Consider the following 21,749-nt stretch of genomic DNA (forward strand, 5'->3'; position numbering starts at 1 on the left):
CTAAAGTACTTGTTTCACCGCAGGAGGATTCCAAATCCCATTAAGAGCCGATGCTTTTGGAGCATATAAACGCATTGTTACTCCTAATACACCCTCTGCCGGAGAAGGCAACCAGTTAGATACTTTGTCATCTTCAGGAGATTCGTGTTGAATATATATATCTAGTGAACGATCGGAGTTATATTTTAAAGCATCACGATCGCCGATAGCAAATCGATCGAGCTTATTCGCCACTTGAAAACCTTCTGCATCATACATGGTAATTGACCAAAAAGCCTCTACGGGAGGGAGTTCATCTTTATCGAAGTGTAATACATAGTTATTTTGACCTTCCATGGGCTTACCATTGGCATCAAAGACATTCATCGGATAAATGGCATCTTCGGGTTGATTTGCCCCTAATCCCACCATCGCCACGATCGCCCGTTTTAAGTAATAATTACCGTAAACCCCCATAGTATCAGTGTTCATCTGCCAACCGTTTTCAATTCGTGCCAAAGTTGGTGATTTCTCTATCATGATTTTGAGTCCATCTACCACCGCCTTTTGTAAACCAGCTTGTATGGCAACAGGTGCATTATTCAAGTCAAAACTCTTACCCGGCTCAATACCTATACGTTGCAGACGAGCAATAGTTGACCAATCTGTAAGTTGAGGGGGATTAATTTTGAGCAATTGTGCACCGTAGCCGAAATATTGACTTGCGGACATACTATTGATCTGTTTTAGGGGATCTGTTTTCATGTCAAGGGTAGTATCAATAACAGTTTCCACAGGTTCAACGGTTTTGCCCAACTGAGAAAGAGGAACGATTTTAAAACCATCTTGAATTTTATTTACCGCAGGATAATCTTCAACTCCGTTAGTTTGAATACGTCCGATAATCCAAACATAAGGGGTGAGAGATTCAATCTTTTCCATGGCTTCTGGTAATTCTCCTGTCCATCCTTGAGGTACGATCGCATATTGTTGAGCTTCTGTGCCAGTGGTACGCTTACCGGGTACAGCAAAAACATTTGACCACATATCCAACATCGGCAATAAATAGTAACGTCCATTAGTATCAGGAGTTAAGACAATCATCGGCTCTTTAGTTATATCAACCCATGCAATGGTATAAAGAGTGTCAAAGTTAGGACGTACCACCGCTCGAAAATTTGCGGGGGGAAATTGTCGCAGATGATGAAATGTGTTGACTGGACCGAATCCGGGTTTTTCTCCTGATTTATAATTAGTACATATCCTTCTTGTGAAGTCCATGGTAATCAACGAATAAAAGTAATGATAAGCCTCAATACCAATTTCGTAGGCTTCTTGTTCGGTAATATTATCGAGTGATAGTTTCATAATTATATTAAGTGAAAAAGATTTAGTAAAATTATTCGTTAACTTGTGATTGAGGAACTTCAAAGGAAAATTGACCACACTGTAAAGAAAGTTTTTGGGGATTAAGAGGATCTCTGACTAATAGAGGATCAGCAGGACGATTCTGCCCCGGATTATTGTTTTCACAAATGATAGTGGTAATTTTCGGAGTTTGATTCGGAGTAAGAAAAGCCGCACCAACATAGGCTCTTAGTTCACCTGATTTAGCAGGAATAACATAGCTATAAGCCGCTTCTGATGTGGTGCGAACTGCATAATTTAAAGTACTAGGTAAGGTAATACCAAAATCTTTCTGAATATTCTTAACTACGGCTCGAAACGTACCATTTGTTTGATAATAAGTCCGTTGTCCTTCTGTCATCTTAGCTACCGCTTGTAATGCAGTATTTTGATCTTGATTAGGACTATTTTGAGCTTGGGTAGTCAAACCGAACCCTAAGAATACACTACCGAAAATAACAGCGATGGCTCGATTTTTCCAAAGGTGTTTTGAGATTGAAAATTTAGTCATGATTTAGTTTTCCTGTTAAAAAATTATGGTTCAGAACAAATATTCTAAAGATTTTCTTTTCTACTTTTTTAGGCGATCGCCTTTAGTAAAGAACTACTGGACGGGGTGCTACATAAACAGGAGGCACATAAACCGGATTTACTGGATTGACAATTACGGGAGCTATAGGATTAACAACCACAGGGGGATTATAATAATAACTACCAGCACCCGCCATGGCTGCCCCAGCGGCCACACCCGCTCCATACATACGCCAACGTCCTAAAATATCGATAAATAAAGATGATTCTTGAAAGTTAGCTGGTAATTCTCCTTGTAAAACCTTAACTTGATAGGAAAGATTATTATTTTCTAACTTGGGATTAGTTAATTCAATGACGACACTATTAACACCTTTTTCGCCAAAAATAGACAATGTAGCGTTAGGTGGATTAGATGCAAAATTATCTGAACCTTCATCCCAATGATTGATAAATTCTGAGTTTTGTACATGACCTGAAATACGTTCAGGGCGATCGCTAAAAAAGATAGTCGAACCGACTCCATTAAGATTCAATCTTTTACCGTCATAACTACCTGTGACAGAATTTTGGACGAACAGCAGTTGTACCGGATCAGAAACTTCTTTGGTTTCAGGAGCTGGTTTTGCATCGACAGATTTATTAGTAATCAGATTACCGACAGAAACAGTCAAGGTAAGCATACTAACGGTAAATAGAACACAGAGAGGCTTTTTATTCATGATTTTTCAATGTTTATTAAAATGGTAATAGATATTGTTAATTCCAAAACTCATTAGTTTTGTCAGTGGTACAAGCCATACTTTGATTTTCAAAAGTACTAATCCAATTTTTCATCAAGGATTTACCTTCATTGCCTTTTACCCACGTTATAGTTATTAGATTAATTTCATTTTCATCGGATTCACAAGAAAATTGAGGTGCATTATCAGGAAGATTCACTAATTGTTCTTGACATTGCCATTGATTTGTCTCCATTTCCATGGTGTCTTGCCAATTTTTAATCATTTTTACTTCCACTAAAACCCCTTGACTGGCGTTATCGCAGTACCATGTTTTTAATTGATTGGGATCATTTGGTAAATCATCGATATTCGCAGGAATTGTAAGGGGAATCTCTGAGGGTGTTTGAGCGTTGAGAGGAATTAAGGTTAAACTACCCCAAACTCCGCTTAATAAGGTGGCTATAGCCAAAATTTTTAAATTCATAATCTAAATATTCTTTAACTAAAACAATCGATAAAAACTAAATCTTCCAACTCCCATCGGTAAACCCGTGGCATTATTCCCTGCTGGAAAAGTAGTTACACTGTAAAGATAGGTGTCGTCATCAGGCGGATTTCTGAAGGCTTCAAGACGAACGCTAAAAGTCGTTCCGGGTGGTACAGGGGGATCAAAAACAACCGTTACTGCTTGAGTTTGAGGATCTTGAGTCGTTTGGATGGTAAGGGGTTTACCTACATTTCCTTGAGTTCCGATGAAAGCATAAGTACTTGACACATTTAGGGGAATAACATTAACGTTTTGTTGTTGTTGAATAGTTACTTTTCCCAAAGATTCGATCGAGTTATTGGGAAGATGAAAGGTAAAATAATAATGAGCATTCGGCCAGTTGATGGTAGAGTCAGGAGTCTGCGCACCAACAAAAACTGGAGGTTGTCCAGTGAAAAAATTAGGATTATCAGTTTGTTGAGCATAAGTACAAGGACTAAAAAAAATACCACTTGTACTTAATAAAAAAGGTGAAATGAGTTTAATTATTTTCATAGATGTAATCTTTTTTATCATAAATAAATTTATGTTAGTTCAGAATTTTTTGGTCGATCGAAAAATAATTTACTTAACTTTCCTTTACCTAAATAATTATCAATTTCTTGAAAAATATTATGGATTAAGAAAACAATGGATAGACATAAAGTGACAGCTAAAAAAAGGTTTAAATTACGGGTTTCTAAAAATAACTCGATCGCTGGTTTAATGGCTTTAGCCTCTTTATAGGCATGGAAAAGATTTTCGATAAAAGTAATTATAGAAACTGTCAAAGTATAAAGAAAAGTTTTATATAAAACCTGAATATAACGAGGGGATTTTGAATAACGATTTAATAGAGGAGTCATATCCATAATTGCCACTGCTTTAGCCGCAACTAAGGCACTAATAACTGCTTTGGAAAAGACATAAGTATTAATATCATATTCAGCTAAAAAAAGTTTCATCACCAGAAGAATATAACCAAATCCTATTAAGAAAAATAAGGCAAGAGAACTAATTTTTTTTATTTCTTCTTTGAGTTTTTCCATAGATTTTTTTCAATACTTATTTTCACCTAATTTTACTAAATACGATCAAATTAATGACAATTGATTATAGCTATTTTTTCTAATTTTATCTCACGATATAATTTAAAGATCAATGAATATACAAAAACTCAGAATGATTAATACCAGAATTTAAAAATAGAATATAGAGATAGTAAGATGTTCAGACAGATTTAATTTATCTGAAAAGTATTATGAAGATTATTTAAGAAATATTTATTTATTATTTTAACGATGTTTTAGAAATTAATAAATAAAACCAAAAAATGAATTATCGAATATTTTTTATCAATTAATTGTTATTTAACTTTTTTTCTTCTACCTTATACTTTAGTCATTTATAAATTTTTTTTTGAAAATTCAAATTATGAACTTTTTTAAATAATAATTAATTTTTGTAAAGATTTTGTTCGTAATTTCATTTCTCTTATAAAAACCAGTGATTTTTATATATTTTCTCAATGATTTAGAAAAATTAAAGTTCTAAAATAAACTTATTATATAATAATTGTTCGATAGAAGAAGGTAAATGAGTAAAGTATATTGTAAAAAACTTTTCTTCCAAATTATTTGTAACTACTTTACCATATATATCATCAGAATAAGGATAACTTACTAAGTTCAATTTTAAATTATCAAGAGGATTTGGTAAAAATGAATCAGCTATCATCAAAGTTATTTCTGCGCCTTTTTCGATGTCTTTAATAACTATTTTATGTATAATTCCTAAATAATAAATTTGACTAACATCTTTTTCATTTAGCAAACAATATCTAATTTCTACTGGTTTATTTAAAGTAATAATTTCTTCTTCTTTCTCGGGTAAAAATAAATTAAATTTACCTTCAATACCAATTATCTGACAAATATAAATTGGGTTTTTTACTCCTTTCGGTGAAACTTGTTTTTTTTCTGCTATTTCTACTTTTGATTGTAAAAGGTTTAAAGTTTTTTCTGATATTAATATATCTCTTCCTTTTGTATAGGATTCGATGCGATAAGTTAAGTTAACTTCACTGCCGACAATAGCATATTTAGTCCTTTTTTCTGAACCAATATTGCCAACAACAACTTCCCCCGTATTAATACCAATACCCATTTTTAGAGGAGAATAACCCCATATTTTCATCTGTTTATTTACTTCTTCCATTGCCAATTGCATGGCTAAACCACAAGCGATCGCTCTATCTGCGTCATCCTTACGAATTATAGGTGCTCCAAATAATACTAAAATACCATCTCCCATAAATTCATCGATCGTGCCTTGATATTCAGTGATAATATTAGCCATATACCCTAAATAATAGTTAAGAATTTTGACTACTTCTTCGGGCGGTAATTGCTCACTAACGGCAGTAAAACCCCTTAAATCAGAGGTTAAAATGGTGATACTGCGTCTTTCTCCTCCTAGCTTTACTCCTTCGGGGGTTTCTAGTAAAGTGTTGACAATTTCTTGACTCAAATAACGTCCAAAAGTTTGTCTAATTTTTTCTCCATTGCGTGCCGTATGTATGGTAATTCCCCCAGCGGCGGTAGCTAAACCGATAAAAGGAGGTATTACTGGTATCCACCAATTATGTAAAAAAGCAATATAAGTAGTTATTAGTAAAACTATTTGAGCGATAATGAATATTACTATACCAAGAAAAAATTTATCAGCTCTCCTAAACTGCCAAATAATGACTGAACCGATGGTCGTCCATGTTATAATCCAAAGGTTTTCTTGAGTTTCAGACCATGTTTTGATTAAAGGTCGATCGTCTGTTACACTACTAATAACTTGACTGATGATATTGGCGTGAATTTCTACTCCCGCCATGCGTTGATCAGGGGTGTTAGTATAAGGAGTCGAAAGGACATCAAGGAAACTTTCACCAATAAAACCGATTAAAATAATTTTATCTTTTCCCCAGTCTGGAGGCACTTGATCTTCTAAAATATCAAAAAGGCTTACGGTTTCAAAATGATTAACGTTACCTCGATAGTTGAGCAAAATTTGATAACCTCCACTGTCAGCATTGCGATAACCTCCATCGTTACTTTCAAAGGGAATAAACAGGGTATCTTTTAATTGCCATGACTGATCTTCTCTTACCTCAAGGTTAATGTTTTGCTTTTCAAGGTAGAGTAAAGCTAAATACATTCCCAGACTAAAGGCTTTTTCTGTGGGTAAAGCCAGTATAGCACGGCGGACTTTGTTATCTTGATCAAGCATAACATCATTAGAACCGATTTGATTGTTTGCCTTGAGGATAGGATTCGGTTTAACTCGAAATTGCTGTGTTTTGCCAATCATCTTTTCGATGCCGATGATATTTTTATTTTCTGCAAAAAGTCGATATAGTTCATCAGTACCCGGAGGCATAGGTACATCTCGATAAACGTCTAAACCAATGGCGACAGGTTGAAAATCTAACAGTTTTGTGAGTAAATTAGCATAAATTTCATCGGGTATTAACGCTGTACCAATTTTTTCTACGTCTTCATCGTCTATTCCCACTATCACTATTCTATTATCTTGAGGTTGGCTCGATCGAATCTTGATCAAAAAATCGAAAGCGAATAACTCAAAAGGTTGAAATAATCCTAGATAACGAGTTAAGATGATGGCAAGGGAAACAAGAGGAGTTGCAATCCAGACTCCCCGCCATTGCCACCAAAAAGATTTTATCCAAGATTTACTCATATTAATCGTGCAATAAGAATTGGGAATTAACTATTCTTCATTTAATAGTAATCATGTTCTCGTTGCATTTGAGGCATAGCTAGTTCAAAATTAGAAGGATCTCGAAGAAAACGATAAGCCTCTTCTTCTAAGCGGTGGATTTGATAGCCTTCTATAACATTAGTGAGACGGAGACAAGTTAGATACCCTTCCATATATACTCTCATTTCTTCATAGCGACTACCTCTATGCCATAAATCCACCATTCCATCAGTTAATTTCTGATAGTATCGAATAACAAAGGGATCTGTTAGCATAATTTTTCTTATTATCGGTTTATATTAAATTGATAGTGATGAAATACAATGCTTTCATATTTTTATTGTACCCTAATTACCCGGAAACCCTACATACCAAAAATACGTCACCATCGGTATTAACGTTGCTAATCCTAACAGTACAATCATCCAAATCGTAGCACTTCGATCGTCTGTTTCTTCCGCAGTGGCAAAAGTTCCATCAATATTAACTTCTTTAACTTGAGGAGGCCCTGGATCTTCAAGTCCTGACAAAACAGCTACAACTCGATCGCTCATATCTGTTAAAGCCTGATTATACTGTAAATTTTTTAAAGATATAGTTACGGTTTCTTTCAAAACACTTTCCGAAATTTCAGGAGTTAAAAGAGTGGTTACTTTGTCGCCAGTACGCAAGGCGGTACGATTAGTTAAAGTATCCAAGACGAAAAGAGTTTGATTTTGTTGTTCTTCTGGGGTAGGATACCATGTAGAAAAAAGTTCATTGGTTAAAGAGTCGATCGTTTGATCATAGTCAAGGCGATTTATAACTACAATGCGGACTTCGTTACCTGTGTTATTAGCTAAATCCTTCAATTCATTAGTTAAAGTTGCTTCTGTGGTTTTGCTGATAACATCTGCATCATCAAAAATCCAGACATCTTCCCCCGCATTGATAACGGGTAAATCGTAAACTCCCGTGGCAGAAGCACCATTAATGCCTAAGTTAAAAACAAGCATTAAAGAGAGAGATAAACTGAGGATGATAGCGTTTATTTTTCTCATAATTAATATGATCCTGATCTGTAAAATAATTCTCTTATTATGTCATGTTATGGGGACGCTGAAATATTTTTTTAATCGAGAACAAAGAGGATAAGAGAAGGAAAAAAATAGATTTAATTGATCAATTCCAAATTCTTTTGAAAGTATTTTACCGCTCGCTCGATCGCATCATCAATATTCGTTTGTGGTAAACCTAATTCTTGAACAGCTTTGGTGGAATCATAGTACATAAATTGCCTAGACATTTTAACCCCTTCCATTGCAACAGAAGGAATTTTGCCAAACTTAGTTAAAACATATTCATCGATAAAAGCCACTGTGAGGGGAAGCCATAAAGGAAATTGAACTTTCGGTGCTTTTTTACCTGTAATTAAGGCTAATTTTTCTAAAAATTGTTGTAAGGTTAAATTCTGATTTCCTAAGATATAACGCTCTCCTGTTTTACCTTTTTCCAGTGCTAAAATATGTCCTTTTGCTACATCTTGCACATCGATAAAATTTAAACCAGTATTAACAAAACCGGGCATATTATTTGTTAAAAATCTGACTATAATTTCTCCTGTTGGAGTCGGTTTTAAATCATATTCTCCGATGGGAGTACTTGGATTTACTATGACAATATCTTGACCATTTTTTACTGCTAGATGAGCTTCTTGTTCAGCATAATATTTTGATTTTTTATAATTACCAATCAAATTTTTGACAGGAGATTGATAATTTTCATTTCCCAAAATACCATCTTTTCGTACTCCGATCGAGGCAACAGAACTGGTATAAACTGTGCGTTTTATTCCTGCTTTTTTTGCACATTTTAAAATATTTCTAGTACCTAAAACATTATTTTGATACAGTAAATCTTTATCTTTTGACCACAAAGAATAATGAGCGGCTACATGAAATAAATACTCAGAATCTCTCATTTTTTCTGCTAAATTTGTATCATTTAAACTACCTTCGACTAACTCAATATCTAAATTTTTAACATTCGTTAAATTAGCATTTTTTCTAACTAAAGCCTTAACTTGATAGTTCTCTTTTAATAATAATCTAATTAAATTAGCTCCAACAAAACCCGTTGCACCCGTGATAAAAACTTTTTTTTTCATCGTAATATTTTGTATATTATTTATGAATAATTAGAAAGATAAATCTATTAATTTACTTTATCAAATAATTTATTATTTTATTAATTTTAATCAGAATACTGAATATTCCTCATCGCTTTATCATTAGTCTTGATTAACAAATTACCAGTGACAAATGACATAACATCAGTTTTCTCGAAAAATCGATATTTTACTAATTATTATGTCCCTATCTTTCCGATTTTTTTCGTCGCAATGTCTTTGTAGTTGTATTTAAGCTAAGACGCATTTAACTTGCATATAATTTAATGATAAATAAATAACTCTTTCTCCTTGTCCACCTGTCTTCTTGTCTCCCTTTCTTATTTTTACCGACAGTGAACTACATGGGTTTTACCTTACTCACTTCATCACTGGATCGTGATCGACTGTATTTTATTGGATACAAAAGTTGTACTGAGTATAGAACCAGCTTAAGATATTAAAAAATACAAACAGAAATTGTAACAAATTTTAACAAACTAACTATGAAACCCCAAAAAGATTTAATCTATAACCAATGAATTGATAATGAAACTTGGTTTTAAAATAAAAACAATCAATCAATGACTATAAAAGCAAGTGGCGGTAGTTCTCTAGCGAGACCGCAATTATACCAAACTGTTGCTGTATCAACTATTATTCAAGCTGAACAGCAAGATCGCTTTCTTGATAACAACGAGTTAGGCGAATTAGACAATTATTTTAATTCTGGGGCGAGAAGATTAGAAATTGCTCAGGTTTTAACCGAAAACTCTGATTTAATCGTTTCCCGGGCAGCTAATCGTATCTTCACTGGTGGTTCCCCCATGTCTTTCTTGGAAAAACCTCCTGTCGAAGAACCAGCTTTAGTGGGTGTTGGTGGTGGCGGTGTGGCTACTTTACCTAGCGACATTCGTGCCGCACAACAGTCCACTCAAACTTTTATTGATGCTGGTAAGGGAAGTAGTAGTGGTGGTGGTTTCTTGGGTAGCTTATTTGCATCTTTTAGCACCCCCGGTATTGGTGCAATTCCTCCCGGATTCCGTCCTATCAATATTTCCCGTTATGGGCCGGCTAACATGACCAAGTCTTTACGGGATATGTCTTGGTTCTTACGTTATGTCACTTATGCTGTTGTAGCTGGTGATCCTAATATCCTTGTGGTTAATACCAGAGGTTTAAAAGAAGTATTAGAAAATGCTTGTTCTGTTGATGCTGCGATCGTGGCATTGTTAGAAATGAGAGCATCTTCGATCGGCTACTTTAAAAATGATGCGGAAGCGAAGGAAATTTTAACTCAATATTTTGAAATTCTCATCAACGAGTTAAAAGCGCCCACTCCTTCCACCAAAGTTCGTCAACGTCCTTCTAATGACTTACAAGGTTTAGAATTACCTCAAAGCTATTTTAATGCTTCTGAGCGTCGTCCTAAATTTGTGATGAAGCCGGGGTTGTCTGCTTCTGAGAAAATTTCTGTAGTTAAAGCGGCTTATCGTCAAGTTTTTGAGCGTGACATCACCCGTGCTTATTCTCAGTCTATTTCTTACCTTGAGTCTCAGGTGAAAAATGGTGATATTTCCATGAAGGAATTTATTCGCCGTTTAGCTAAATCTCCTTTATACCGTAAGCAATTCTTTGAGCCTTTCATCAACTCCCGTGCCTTAGAATTGGCTTTCCGTCATATTTTGGGTCGTGGCCCCTCCTCCCGGGAAGAAGTGCAAAAATACTTCTCGATCGTGTCTAGTGGTGGTTTAAATGCCTTAGTTGATGCTTTAGTGGACTCTCAGGAATATGGTGACTACTTCGGAGAAGAAACCGTACCCTATCTCAGAGGATTGGGAGTAGAAGCTCAAGAGTGTCGTAACTGGGGTATGCAGCAGGATCTATTTAGTTATAGCGCTCCTTTCCGTAAAGTACCTCAATTTGTTACCACTTTTGCCAAGTACGATCGACCATTACCTGATCAACACGTTTACGGTTCAGGAAATGACCCCCTCGAAATTCAATTTGGAGCAATTTTCCCCAAAGAAACTCGTAATCCTAGCTCGGCGCCTTCACCTTTTGGCAAAGATACTAAACGTATCTTAATTCATCGTGGACCTGGTATCAACAACCAAAACAGTAATCCTACTGCTCGTGGTGAATATCCCGGTACTTTAGGGCCAAAAGTAGTTCGTTTAAACAACGAGTTACCCGGAGCTAGTAATGGTTTAGGAGTTAAATTCGGTGAAAGTTCTACTCAAGCAGTCATTCGTGCCGCTTATCGTCAAGTATTTGGTCGTGATGTCTATGAAGGACAAAGATTAACCGTTGCAGAAGTCAAACTCGAAAATGGTGACATCTGTCTTCGTGAATTTATCCGTATATTGGCAAAATCCGAGATTTTCTTAAAAACTTACTGGACTCCTTTTTATGTTTGTAAAGCGATCGAGTATATTCATCGTCGTTTATTAGGCCGCCCCACCTACGGACGTAACGAAATGAACAAATACTTTGATTTAGCCTCTAAAAAAGGATTTTATGCCCTTGTAGATGCCCTAATTGACAGCACTGAGTATAACCAAGCCTTTGGTGAAGATACCGTTCCCTACGAGCGTTATTTAACCCCCGCCGGTTTACAAATGCGTAACGCCAGAGTTGGTACAATTCGTGAAGACATCGGACAAAGAGTTGATGTTGAAACTACACCTCGATTCATCGAATTAGGACAAGTTTCCTCCTATCGCACCGACATTGAAGCTCGTGTCAATCAAGGGGTTACAGTTCAAAGAGAACAAACCAAAATCTTTAAACTCACCAACAACTACAACAAAGTAGAAGTTAAAAATGTCATTCGTGCCGCTTACCGTCAAGTCTTTGAGCGTGACATCGAAGCCTACGTTATTAATGCTAACTTTACCAAACTAGAAAGTAAACTCAGCAACGGCGAAATCAATGTTAAAGAGTTTATAGAAGGTATCGGTAGTTCTGAATTGTACTTGAAAGAGTTTTATGCACCTTTCCCTAATACTAAAGTAATTGAATTAGGTACAAAACATTTCTTAGGTCGTGCACCGATGAATCAAAAAGAGATTCAGCATTACAACCGTATCTTAGCGAGTGAAGGTATCCGTGCCTTTATTACTGCTTTAGTTGGTAGTATGGAATATGCGCAAATATTTGGTGAAGATACTGTGCCTTATCGCCGTTTCCCCACCTTACCTGCCGCCAATTTCCCCAACACTGAAAGACTTTACAACAAGTTAACTAAGCAAGATAGTGAGGTAGTTGTACCTAGTTTTAAACCTGCTGTAAGTACCACAGCATCTATTAACTAGATTAATTTATGAGGTGGGCATTGCCCACCCTACTTTGTTTTGTCTATGAATAATCAAGGGGACTTTTTACATCTCTGCCTCCCCGATTTAAAACATGAGTGTAAATCATCGTCGTAGAAACATCTTTGTGTTTTAACGATACTTAGACAAAAAGATGTGAAAAATTGACTTATAATGATTATATGATATTGTTTTTAGGTTAAAATGAAAGAAATCACCTCTTCATCAATGCCCCCATGTTTTAATCCCTGGTGTCAAAAAATAGATCCAGTCTTATATATCTTTTCGCTTTTTTCAATGGTTAAAAGACAATGTTGAGGTATTTACCAATTATAAAGCAAGTTTGGGCTTTATTTGGGCATAATTTTTGTCTAAGTACCGATATTTTGCTTTGGGTAACTTTAAGTAAATGATTATTTTTTCATGGCTAAAGTTAAGCCATCACCGATCGAAATCATACTTAATTCTACTCGATCGTCTTTAGCTAATTTGTCGTTAAATTCTCTTATTTTTTGAGTGGTATTATCAGTAATATTTTCATCGACAACTTTACCGTACCAAAGGACATTATCGATCGCAATTACACCTCCTTTTCTAACTAATTCTAAGGATTTTTTATAGTAATTATAATAGTTACTTTTATCAGCATCAATAAAGATAAAATCAAAGGTTTCTTTTTCATCATTATCGATTAATTCTTGTAAAGTTTCTAAGGCAGGTTTTAGATGTAAAGTAATTTTTCGATCGACTTTTGCTTTTTGCCAATAACGTTGTGCAATATCAGTAAAATCTTGACGATTATCACAGGCAATAAGTTGTCCATTTTCTGGTAAAGCTAAAGCCATAGCCGTTGAACTATAACCCATAAAAACACCAATTTCTAAAATCTTTTTTACTCCCATTAACTTAATTAATAATGCCAAAAATTGAGCTTGATCTGGAGAAATTTGCATTTTTCCCAAGGGGTGATTAGAGGTTTCTTGCCTTAATTTTTGTAAAACTTCTGTTTCTTTTACAGATACAGATAATAAATATTTATATAGATCAGGAGTTAAATTTAAAGTTTGAATACTCACAATAATAATTAATAATTGATAATCAAAAATAAATAATTTATATAGTAAAAGGCAAAGATAAAAAATTAACGATAAATGAGGAAGGAATACTTCATAATTTTATAACTATCCTATTTTTTGCTATAGTTGATAGTTCTAATTTTAAATTTCTAATTATTTATGTTATACGATTATGGGATAGTAGGCGGTGGTATTGTGGGATTAGGTACATCGATCTCCCTACAAAAAAAATACCCTCACAAGAAAATTATTTTAGTAGAAAAAGAAAGTCATTGTGCATCCCATCAAACGGGTCATAATAGTGGGGTTATTCACTCAGGAATTTACTATAAACCGGGTAGTTATAAAGCTATTTTAACAACAAAAGGCAATGCTGAATTAGTTAAATTTTGTCAGCAACATAACATAAATCATGATGTTTGTGGGAAGTTAATTGTCGCTTGTCAAGAAAAAGAATTACCATTATTAGAAAATTTGTATCAACGAGGATTAGCTAATGGTATTCCTGTGGAAAAAATATCTTTGGCACAAGCGAAAGAAATTGAACCTTATTTAACTTGTTTATCTGCTATTCGAGTACCTACGGCAGGAATTGTCGATTATAAGCAAGTAGCTCAAAAATACGCCGAAATATTTACTCAGAAGGGAGGAGAAATAAAATTTAACACTAAAGTAATTAATATTAAGTCTCAAGAAAAAGAACAAATTTTGCTGACTAATCAAGGAGATATTAAGATCAAATTCCTGATTAATTGCGGTGGTTTATACAGCGATCAAATAGCTAAATTAGGGGGAGTTAACCCTGAAATGAAAATTATCCCCTTTAGAGGAGAATATTACGAATTAAAGCCCGACAAACGCTATTTAGTGAAACATTTAATCTACCCTGTACCTAATCCAGATTTTCCCTTTTTAGGAGTCCATTTTACGAGATTAATCGATGGCAATATTCACGCTGGCCCCAATGCTGTATTGAGTTTAAGACGAGAAGGATACAAGAAAACGGACTTTGATTTAGGAGAATTTTGGGAAATTGCTACTTATCCGGGATTGTGGAAATTGGTCAGTAAATATTATGCTGAAGGTATAGAAGAAATCGTTCGATCGTTCAGTAAAAAGGCTTTTGTTCGTAGTTTACAAACTCTTGTACCTGAAGTGCAAGAAGATGATATTATTCCCTCTCCAGCCGGTGTCAGAGCGCAAGCACTCAAAAACGATGGTAAATTAGTAGAAGACTTTTTTCTTATCCCTACAAAAAATGCCCTTCACGTGTGTAACGCACCTTCTCCAGCGGCAACAGCCTCTTTAGAGATTGGGAAGGCAATTTGCGATATGCTTTGAACAATGTACAATTAAGAGTTATCTATGGTTAAAAAGGAAGATAATTGAATTAGAAAAGGTAAACTCACATCTTGCACCAATACATAAAAACTAAATAAAAAGTGGGAGGTAGTCGGTGTCAGGTTTAATGATTTTTGACTATTTTGAAGGTTGAGGCAACAATTAAGAGTTTTTTTCGCAGAATAGCTTAAATTTAATTGTTTTTTCTTAACCTGAAACCTAAAATCTAAAAGCCGAGATGTTTTTCACTATGAGTGCAAGATCTCATTAAATCTTTTATGATCTTTCTTTATCCCCTTAAAAAGGTGAGACTTTAAACCTTGAATGGATCAATTGTCAATACAAATAATTGAATTATCTTTGCGTCTTTGGGAGAGAAAAAGTTAAGTTTTTGACTAAATATTGCTAAAACTGACCACTTTTTTTGTTAACGTATTATATGTTAACCCTTGATTTTTATAGCTTTCTGATTTATTCACTGGATCTTATTTAGATGACAAATACTTATTTGTTAGATTAAGTAATTCATCAGAATTAATCGGTTTTGCAATAAAATCTGACGCACCCACCATTTTTGTTCTGACTCGTTCCATCATGCCATCATTAGAAGTAACAATAATAATAGGAGTTTGTCTAAATAAAGATAGTTTTCTTAAACTGGCACAAATTTCGTAACCGTTAGCATTAGGCATGACTAAGTCTAAAAAGATTAAATCTGGTTTTGCTGCTAGAATTTTTGCGATCGCTTTTAAAGGTTCAGTAATGCAGATGAACTGGTATCCTGCTTTTTTCAGAATTGTAGCCATAGTTTCGCAGATCAGAGGACTATCGTCAACACAAGCCACTAAAGGACTTTTATCATCGCATTGAATAACAGTGGGAGGAGAAATAGGTGCAGGTAAATCAGCAACGGAGACTAAATCGATATAACCTTGTTGAATATAGGGTAATAATGAACTACTAAACTGGTTTAAATCTCGCTTCAATTGTAGAGATAAATCTCGAAGGGTGTTTCTACCATTGAATAATTTACTAAAAGCGGCATAGGTTTTCGGAGATGTTTTTTCTTGTAACTGCTCACTAGAACGAATTACAGGTGCTTTATTGGGCGATCGATCGCCTAATTTAAGACTTACCCAATTTTGCCATTGTTGCCAAGCGGGTACAATTACTTGGTTAGCATCGAGGAGAAAAATTTGTTCGGAAAGGGGAATATTAACTTTACTATTAAGATGAAAAGTGATTTCGATAGTTTGATTGAGATCGAAAAAAATCTCTGTCAGAATATTATTAACCATCTTCATTACCCCATCTCTTTCCGCCTTCCCATTCACCAACCAACGACGAATTAACTCATATTCCCAACAAAATTTAATCGTATCACTAGAAACCGATCGAATTTCTGTCTCTAAATAAGCCGCATCTGTGGCGATATTCGGAAGATAAGCGGCTAAATTGCGTCGCCAGCGCCTAACAGAATGCTCCCCTCCAGTACCATAAATTAAACGTCCCATAGACAAATAAAACCGCCATTCAGTCCTTCCGGGATAGACTAATTTAACTTCACCACTGAATTGATGTTTTTTTAGGGTATTGAAAAGATAGGTTTGCTTTGATGCCACAAACCCCTTGATTGGAATACTATAGTTTTCTTTATTAGGCGTATCCATCAATGATAAATTAGAAGTAGGCTGATAATCATTCTTTAAATCTTAGTATAAAATCCAGAGTTTTTCTGATTTATAACTTCATTGCCACTGTAGCAGTTATTGCCATTTTAGATATGATTGCTCTATGTTGAATATATATTTTAAAATATCTTAATTATTTATGAGTCTTAATTTTCAATCGATCGTTACTACCCTGAATCAATTTTGGAGTGACAGAAACTGTCTTATTGCTCAACCCTATGATACCGAAAAAGGAGCAGGTACTATGAGTCATAATACTTTCTTACGAGCTATCGGTCCAGAACCTTGGTCAGTAGCATATATAGAACCTTGCCGAAGACCTACCGATGGACGTTATGGAGAGAATCCTAATCGAGTTCAACACTATTATCAATATCAAGTTTTAATTAAACCCTCTCCTGATAACATTCAAGAAATTTATTTAGATTCCTTAAAAGCATTAGGAATACACCCAGAAGATCATGATATTCGTTTTGTAGAAGACAACTGGGAATCTCCTACCCTTGGCGCTTGGGGTGTTGGTTGGGAAGTGTGGCTAGATGGCATGGAAATTACCCAATTCACTTATTTTCAACAGTGTGGAGGTATTGACTGTCATCCTGTATCTATTGAAATCACCTATGGCTTAGAAAGACTAGCAATGTATTTACAAGATGTTGACAGTATCTATGATATTCAGTGGAATGATCAGGTGAAATACGGAGATATATTTTTACAAGGAGAAATTGAGCAATGTACTTATAATTTTGAAGCCTCTAACCCAGATTTATTATTAAAACTCTTTAATTTATATGAAGAAGAAGCAAAACAGCTAATAGAAAAAAATCTCGTTTTACCTGGCTTAGACTATGTTTTAAAATGTTCTCATTGCTTTAATTTACTAGATGCTAGGGGTGTTATTGCTGTTGCTGAAAGAACTCGTTATATTGGTAGAATACGCAATTTGGCTCGTCAAGTAGCTCATCAATATTTAAGTCAAAGGGAGTCATTAAATTTTCCTTTGATGAAAAATAATTCAGCAAAAATTTTAGTTAATTCTTAATTAAAGCGATTAGCTTTTAGTTGTTAGCTTTTAGCGTTTTTTTGTTAAAGAATAAGTAATCAATTACTAATGTTGACCAAAAATTTAACGTCACAATAGATGATAACTAATTGCTAATACCTGACTGCTAATTAAACATGATAATATTTACCATTATATACTAACAATTTATTCTAAATTTCCTAGCTCTAACAAAGCTAAAATATCCCTTACAAATTATCATTTATTATTCAATTTAGTTTAAAATAATTTAAAATAATGACTCGATCGAACCTATCATTTATCAGAGAAGATTTATTAAATTTATCAGCTTATGTAGCCACTCCTATTAGTGAAAATAACAAACAATTAACAAGACTAGATGCGAATGAAAGTCCTTACAATTTACCTCAAGATTTAAAAGCAAAATTAGCATTAATTTATGAGCAAGAAATCGAAACTAATCGTTATCCCGATGGTAGTCATCTTAAATTAAAGAATTTAATAACAGACTATGTTAATGAATCGGTAAATTTACCTTATCTTATCAGTACTAATAATATCTCGATCGGGAATGGTTCAGATGAGTTAATTCGATCGATTTTAATGGCTACTTGTTTGAATAATAGAGGATCAATATTAGTCGCTAATCCAACTTTTTCTATGTATGGAATTTTAGCTCAAAGTTTGGGTATTATTACTCATACTATTAGTAGAAATGAGATAGATTTTAGTTGGAATTTAGACACAGCAAATAAGCTAATTTCTAAGGAAAATAATCCACCTATCAAAGTCGTTTTTGTTGTACACCCTAATTCTCCTACCGCTAACTGTTTAAATTCTGAGGAAATTCAGTGGTTAAGAGACTTGCCAAAAGATATTTTAGTGGTGATTGATGAGGCATATTATGAGTTTAGTCAACAAACTTTAGTTTCAGAATTACCCCAACACCCAAATTGGCTAATTTTGCGCACATTTTCTAAGGCTTTTCGATTAGCCGCCCATCGGGTAGGATATGCGATCGCTCATGGTGATATAATTAAAATATTAGAAAAACTACGTCTTCCTTACAATTTACCTACTTTTTCTCAACTAGCGGCAGAATTTGCTTTACAACACCGAGACTTGATTTTACCAGCCGTTAAGGATGTAATGACAGAAAAAGAAAGGGTTTACCAAGCATTAATTAGCAATTCCTTGTTTAAAGTTTGGCACAGTGAAGCTAATTTTATCTATTTAAGATTAGCCGAAAATCCTACGAAGGAAAATCACTCTCGAATCATGGCACAACTAAAACAAGATAATGTGATTATCCGTCATACTGGAGACGGTTTAAGAATCTCGATCGGAACTTCCTTAGAAAACGATAACCTCTTGAATAAATTAGCCAAACACAATTAATTATACTTAGCAAGGGAATAAAAGATATTGAAGGTATTAGTTATTAGATATTAGGTTTTAAATAAATCACCTGCCGTGATGAATTATAGTCATTAAAAATAAGAATGAAACAGTTTAATAATATTAAAAATTTTCAAAAATCTTGATTGGTGCACAATGCCCACCTTACATAATTTCTCTAACTGTCTCAGTGTTATTTTAACTAACTATAATCAGAAATTGATAAAAATCAATGATTTTAACCAGCTATAAACTTAGCATTTTCTTACTTTTTTTATCTATACCATATCTCAAAACCTTAATTTTTCCGTATTTAACCTTAATGCCCAATACCTAAAACCTAATACCTGTTTCCTACCTTCATCAGTCCGTTTTTCGGTACATGGGAGAGTAGATCTGAGCTTAATGGACTTTCAATGATATATAAACAAAAATGAGAAAAAAAAGGAATAACATTAAGAAATGTAACAGATTTTCTTCAGCTCCTCACAATAACACTGGGGATCAATCAGATAAAGCATTTGATATAGATGTTTACCACAAAAGTTTCCGAGAGAACGTAAAGAATTATAACAAAAACCCTCATTTCCGCTTTATTTTTCCTATACTGACAATATAGAAATAAACTAATTTAGTTATTTCTACGGAGAGTTTATTAAAATTTTAAACTCGTTTTTTGTCGTCAAAATCTTTAGGGAGTATCAAAAGCAATGCAAATATCTCAGAGAAACGGTTGGGGAAATAGTTATTTATTCGCTATGACTAAGAGTTTTCTAATCTGGACATTGACTTTAACAGTGTGCTTTTTGGTGGTGGGTTTTCCCTTAGTGGTCATTTTGATGACGGTGGGAGTGTTAGCCGCCGTAGTTTTACAATCCATTCTTCCAGCTAGTGCAATTCTTTTAGTTTCTGGCGGAATTTTGGGCGTTACTACAGTATTAATTATGCTAAGTTCTATGGTGTTAACCTTGAAAGGGATTCGCCCTGATGAGGTGCAATGGTTAGGTTGGTTACACGATACAGATAAAGACAAAATTAATCAAAATTCTATCTATGCGTCTTGTCCTTTAACCTGTGGCATTGAAAACATTTAGTTTTCTATTTTATAAGCATAATTAATCATAAAAAATAACACTGAATTAGAAATTGATTGTTTAACATCTATTCAGTGATTTTTTTTACCCAATAATAATGATGTAACAGCTTTAGGTTATTCCTGATTGCGTTGAATAAAAGAGATAAAATACTGTATTTAAAAGTAATTAAAATAAATATGTCAAGCCGTCAAGCAAAAAACGAGTACGGAGGGATTTGAACCCCCGACACCCAGAACCGGAATCTGGTGCTCTATCCCCTGAGCTACGCACCCAAACAATACATACAATAATTACGATAGCATATTTTATCTAAGAAAAAACACTATGATAAGCTAAAACTCATTAAACTTGCATATTTTATGATGAGTAAAAAGGTTGCAAAATTAAAATTCATATTCAAAAATAAGCAACCCTAAAATGTTTTAAATTTTTGTTAGTTATTCATTGCTTATTGTTATTATGCCATGAGGACACATTTGAGTTACCCAAAAACTTAAATTAGAATCGTTTATATTTTTTTCCACTATATCAGCGATCGAAGTTGCTATTTGTTCTGTAGCACATAAAGCAAAAACTGTTGGGCCTGAACCAGACATCATCGCTCCTAACACATTTTCTTTTTTAAAGGCAGTTATAAGGGCTGAGACAAATGGATATTCAGGTAAAACGACTTTTTCGAGGTCATTATACAATAATGCTCCTATTTCCTCAGAATTCCGTTTTAGAATAGCTTTAACTAAATTACCACTATGTACTGCATGGGTACGCTGTTTAATACCTTGTCCATCGCACACATAGAGATGGTTATACTGTTCTCGATAAGTATTATATGCCCAAGGGGTAGAAACTCCTAAGTTGTTATATTTTGCTAATATCACCCATATATCTGTTAAGTCGGGCAAGGGTTCAATTTCTTCTCCTCTACCTGTAGCGATCGCAGTGCCGCCAGAAATACAAAAAGGAACATCTGAACCTAGTAAAGCTCCTAAGTCTCGTAATTCTGGTTGTGTCAGTCCCAATGACCACATTAAATTAATTCCCACTAACACGGCGGCGGCATTGGTTGAACCTCCGGCTAGTCCTGCGGCTACAGGTATATTTTTTTCGATCGTAATATCTAATCCGCCAAAATTATGGGCAGATTTGGGGAATTTTTCCTGCATTAATCTCACAGCTTTATAAGCTAAATTAGTATTATCTAAAGGTACTTGAGGATTTTGACAGTAAAGACGAATACTATCAGTGCCATTAGCTCGTAAATGAATTATATCTCCTAAATTGACGCTCTGCATGATCATCACCAATTGATGATAACCGTCGGCTCGATCGCCTATAATTTCCAAATGAAGATTAATTTTAGCAGGGGCAAATAAAGAGTAAGATTGCATAAAATTTAACTATAAGGACAGATTACCATAACCCATGAGTACAGATCAAAAACACCCTTTAGGTCATATCGATCGAGAAATTATCAAAAAAGTGTTTGTTGAGGGTAAAACTGATTATAACTTAGCAGAGGTAGCTCGGTTAAAAATCCGTTATCAAAATTTTCCGGGGGCAAGAGATATTCAGCATGATTTAGAAACGATTATAAAGGAATGGGATATAACTGAAGACGAACTTTTTTCCCAAGCAAGGCTTTTACATACCTCTGGTGCAGTATATCGCAAATCTCAAGAAGTTCAAGAAGACTGGAGTTAGATAAGCTCAATCCTAT

The 21,749-nt window shown here is 34.4% G+C and carries 19 protein-coding genes, 1 tRNA gene and 1 pseudogene; 6 read left to right on the forward strand and 15 right to left on the reverse strand.

Annotated features, from left to right (window positions below; all coding sequences use genetic code 11):
- From GM3709_RS04285 to hpnA, 10 genes are all read right to left on the reverse strand, one after another.
- Nucleotides 1-1,347, reverse strand: a complete 1,347-nt coding sequence (locus GM3709_RS04285; protein WP_066116610.1) for a DUF1254 domain-containing protein — start codon at nt 1,345-1,347, stop codon at nt 1-3.
- A gap of 31 nt (nt 1,348-1,378) precedes the next feature.
- Nucleotides 1,379-1,897, reverse strand: a complete 519-nt coding sequence (locus GM3709_RS04290) for a type IV pilin-like G/H family protein (protein WP_066116612.1) — start codon at nt 1,895-1,897, stop codon at nt 1,379-1,381.
- An 82-nt stretch (nt 1,898-1,979) separates the two neighbouring features.
- Entirely contained in the window at nt 1,980-2,639 is a 660-nt protein-coding gene (locus tag GM3709_RS04295; protein WP_144439406.1) for a hypothetical protein, read from the reverse strand.
- A 37-nt stretch (nt 2,640-2,676) separates the two neighbouring features.
- Nucleotides 2,677-3,126, reverse strand: a complete 450-nt coding sequence (locus GM3709_RS04300) for a hypothetical protein (protein ID WP_066116616.1) — start codon at nt 3,124-3,126, stop codon at nt 2,677-2,679.
- 18 nt (nt 3,127-3,144) lie between these two features.
- On the reverse strand, nt 3,145-3,684 hold the full coding sequence (locus GM3709_RS04305) for a DUF2808 domain-containing protein (protein WP_066116618.1): 540 nt from the start codon (nt 3,682-3,684) through the stop codon (nt 3,145-3,147).
- Between the two features lie 29 nt (nt 3,685-3,713).
- Entirely contained in the window at nt 3,714-4,217 is a 504-nt protein-coding gene (locus tag GM3709_RS04310; RefSeq protein ID WP_066116620.1) for a hypothetical protein, read from the reverse strand.
- A gap of 493 nt (nt 4,218-4,710) precedes the next feature.
- Nucleotides 4,711-6,921 carry a CHASE2 domain-containing protein gene (locus GM3709_RS04315; RefSeq protein WP_066116622.1) on the reverse strand — a complete coding sequence of 737 codons (2,211 nt, stop codon included), beginning with the start codon at nt 6,919-6,921 and terminating at the stop codon, nt 4,711-4,713.
- Nucleotides 6,922-6,962: 41 nt separating this feature from the next.
- Nucleotides 6,963-7,217 (reverse strand): DUF6761 family protein, encoded by a 255-nt coding sequence (locus tag GM3709_RS04320; RefSeq protein ID WP_066116624.1) that lies wholly within the window; start codon nt 7,215-7,217, stop codon nt 6,963-6,965.
- 72 nt (nt 7,218-7,289) lie between these two features.
- On the reverse strand, nt 7,290-7,982 hold the full coding sequence (psb32, locus tag GM3709_RS04325; protein ID WP_066116626.1) for a photosystem II repair protein Psb32: 693 nt from the start codon (nt 7,980-7,982) through the stop codon (nt 7,290-7,292).
- 113 nt (nt 7,983-8,095) lie between these two features.
- Nucleotides 8,096-9,088: a hopanoid-associated sugar epimerase gene (gene hpnA, locus GM3709_RS04330; RefSeq protein WP_066116627.1), complete on the reverse strand. Its 993-nt coding sequence runs from the start codon at nt 9,086-9,088 to the stop codon at nt 8,096-8,098.
- A 584-nt stretch (nt 9,089-9,672) separates the two neighbouring features.
- Here hpnA and GM3709_RS04335 point away from each other — a divergent pair.
- The gene (locus GM3709_RS04335) at nt 9,673-12,405 is read left to right on the forward strand and encodes a phycobilisome rod-core linker polypeptide (RefSeq protein WP_066116629.1); all 2,733 of its coding nucleotides are present in this window, start codon (nt 9,673-9,675) and stop codon (nt 12,403-12,405) included.
- 43 nt (nt 12,406-12,448) lie between these two features.
- Here GM3709_RS04335 and GM3709_RS21310 read toward each other — a convergent pair.
- Both GM3709_RS21310 and GM3709_RS04340 read right to left on the reverse strand, forming a co-directional pair.
- A pseudogene (locus GM3709_RS21310) lies at nt 12,449-12,541 on the reverse strand (recombinase); the annotation flags it as partial.
- A 277-nt stretch (nt 12,542-12,818) separates the two neighbouring features.
- Nucleotides 12,819-13,481, reverse strand: a complete 663-nt coding sequence (locus GM3709_RS04340) for a class I SAM-dependent methyltransferase (protein ID WP_066116630.1) — start codon at nt 13,479-13,481, stop codon at nt 12,819-12,821.
- A gap of 159 nt (nt 13,482-13,640) precedes the next feature.
- Between GM3709_RS04340 and lhgO the strand changes: the two genes are divergently transcribed.
- Nucleotides 13,641-14,822, forward strand: a complete 1,182-nt coding sequence (lhgO, locus tag GM3709_RS04345) for an L-2-hydroxyglutarate oxidase (protein ID WP_066116632.1) — start codon at nt 13,641-13,643, stop codon at nt 14,820-14,822.
- Between the two features lie 485 nt (nt 14,823-15,307).
- On the opposite strand, the gene GM3709_RS04350 is transcribed toward lhgO, so the two are convergent.
- A complete protein-coding gene (locus tag GM3709_RS04350) occupies nt 15,308-16,444 on the reverse strand; it encodes a response regulator (RefSeq protein ID WP_315863045.1) in 1,137 nt (378 codons plus the stop codon).
- A gap of 208 nt (nt 16,445-16,652) precedes the next feature.
- Here GM3709_RS04350 and glyQ point away from each other — a divergent pair, with 208 nt between their 5' ends.
- The 3 genes from glyQ to GM3709_RS04365 all read left to right on the forward strand — a co-directional run bounded on the left by glyQ (nt 16,653) and on the right by GM3709_RS04365 (nt 20,029).
- Entirely contained in the window at nt 16,653-17,555 is a 903-nt protein-coding gene (gene glyQ / locus GM3709_RS04355; RefSeq protein ID WP_066116636.1) for a glycine--tRNA ligase subunit alpha, read from the forward strand.
- A gap of 258 nt (nt 17,556-17,813) precedes the next feature.
- Nucleotides 17,814-18,935 (forward strand): histidinol-phosphate transaminase, encoded by a 1,122-nt coding sequence (locus GM3709_RS04360; protein ID WP_066116638.1) that lies wholly within the window; start codon nt 17,814-17,816, stop codon nt 18,933-18,935.
- Between the two features lie 710 nt (nt 18,936-19,645).
- Nucleotides 19,646-20,029, forward strand: coding sequence for a hypothetical protein (locus GM3709_RS04365; RefSeq protein ID WP_066116640.1), 384 nt, complete (start codon nt 19,646-19,648; stop codon nt 20,027-20,029).
- A 202-nt stretch (nt 20,030-20,231) separates the two neighbouring features.
- On the opposite strand, the gene GM3709_RS04370 is transcribed toward GM3709_RS04365, so the two are convergent.
- A tRNA-Arg gene (locus GM3709_RS04370) sits at nt 20,232-20,304 on the reverse strand.
- Between the two features lie 165 nt (nt 20,305-20,469).
- The gene (gene ispE, locus GM3709_RS04375; protein WP_066116642.1) at nt 20,470-21,420 is read right to left on the reverse strand and encodes a 4-(cytidine 5'-diphospho)-2-C-methyl-D-erythritol kinase; all 951 of its coding nucleotides are present in this window, start codon (nt 21,418-21,420) and stop codon (nt 20,470-20,472) included.
- Nucleotides 21,421-21,454: 34 nt separating this feature from the next.
- Between ispE and GM3709_RS04380 the strand changes: the two genes are divergently transcribed.
- Nucleotides 21,455-21,733 carry a DUF3288 family protein gene (locus GM3709_RS04380; protein ID WP_066116644.1) on the forward strand — a complete coding sequence of 93 codons (279 nt, stop codon included), beginning with the start codon at nt 21,455-21,457 and terminating at the stop codon, nt 21,731-21,733.
- Nucleotides 21,734-21,749 lie beyond the last annotated feature (16 nt).

Source organism: Geminocystis sp. NIES-3709 (assembly GCF_001548115.1).
Lineage (GTDB): Bacteria > Cyanobacteriota > Cyanobacteriia > Cyanobacteriales > Cyanobacteriaceae > Geminocystis.

Bases quoted from the DNA above. Each gene is read 5' to 3' on its own strand.
- GM3709_RS04285 (WP_066116610.1), bottom strand. From the start codon at position 1,347: ATGAAACTATCACTCGATAATATTACCGAACAAGAAGCCTACGAAATT.
- GM3709_RS04290 (WP_066116612.1), bottom strand. From the start codon at position 1,897: ATGACTAAATTTTCAATCTCAAAACACCTTTGGAAAAATCGAGCCATC.
- GM3709_RS04295 (WP_144439406.1), bottom strand. From the start codon at position 2,639: ATGAATAAAAAGCCTCTCTGTGTTCTATTTACCGTTAGTATGCTTACC.
- GM3709_RS04300 (WP_066116616.1), bottom strand. From the start codon at position 3,126: ATGAATTTAAAAATTTTGGCTATAGCCACCTTATTAAGCGGAGTTTGG.
- GM3709_RS04305 (WP_066116618.1), bottom strand. From the start codon at position 3,684: ATGAAAATAATTAAACTCATTTCACCTTTTTTATTAAGTACAAGTGGT.
- GM3709_RS04310 (WP_066116620.1), bottom strand. From the start codon at position 4,217: ATGGAAAAACTCAAAGAAGAAATAAAAAAAATTAGTTCTCTTGCCTTA.
- GM3709_RS04315 (WP_066116622.1), bottom strand. From the start codon at position 6,921: ATGAGTAAATCTTGGATAAAATCTTTTTGGTGGCAATGGCGGGGAGTC.
- GM3709_RS04320 (WP_066116624.1), bottom strand. From the start codon at position 7,217: ATGCTAACAGATCCCTTTGTTATTCGATACTATCAGAAATTAACTGAT.
- psb32 (WP_066116626.1), bottom strand. From the start codon at position 7,982: ATGAGAAAAATAAACGCTATCATCCTCAGTTTATCTCTCTCTTTAATG.
- hpnA (WP_066116627.1), bottom strand. From the start codon at position 9,088: ATGAAAAAAAAAGTTTTTATCACGGGTGCAACGGGTTTTGTTGGAGCT.
- GM3709_RS04335 (WP_066116629.1), top strand. From the start codon at position 9,673: ATGACTATAAAAGCAAGTGGCGGTAGTTCTCTAGCGAGACCGCAATTA.
- lhgO (WP_066116632.1), top strand. From the start codon at position 13,641: ATGTTATACGATTATGGGATAGTAGGCGGTGGTATTGTGGGATTAGGT.
- glyQ (WP_066116636.1), top strand. From the start codon at position 16,653: ATGAGTCTTAATTTTCAATCGATCGTTACTACCCTGAATCAATTTTGG.
- GM3709_RS04360 (WP_066116638.1), top strand. From the start codon at position 17,814: ATGACTCGATCGAACCTATCATTTATCAGAGAAGATTTATTAAATTTA.
- GM3709_RS04365 (WP_066116640.1), top strand. From the start codon at position 19,646: ATGCAAATATCTCAGAGAAACGGTTGGGGAAATAGTTATTTATTCGCT.
- ispE (WP_066116642.1), bottom strand. From the start codon at position 21,420: ATGCAATCTTACTCTTTATTTGCCCCTGCTAAAATTAATCTTCATTTG.
- GM3709_RS04380 (WP_066116644.1), top strand. From the start codon at position 21,455: ATGAGTACAGATCAAAAACACCCTTTAGGTCATATCGATCGAGAAATT.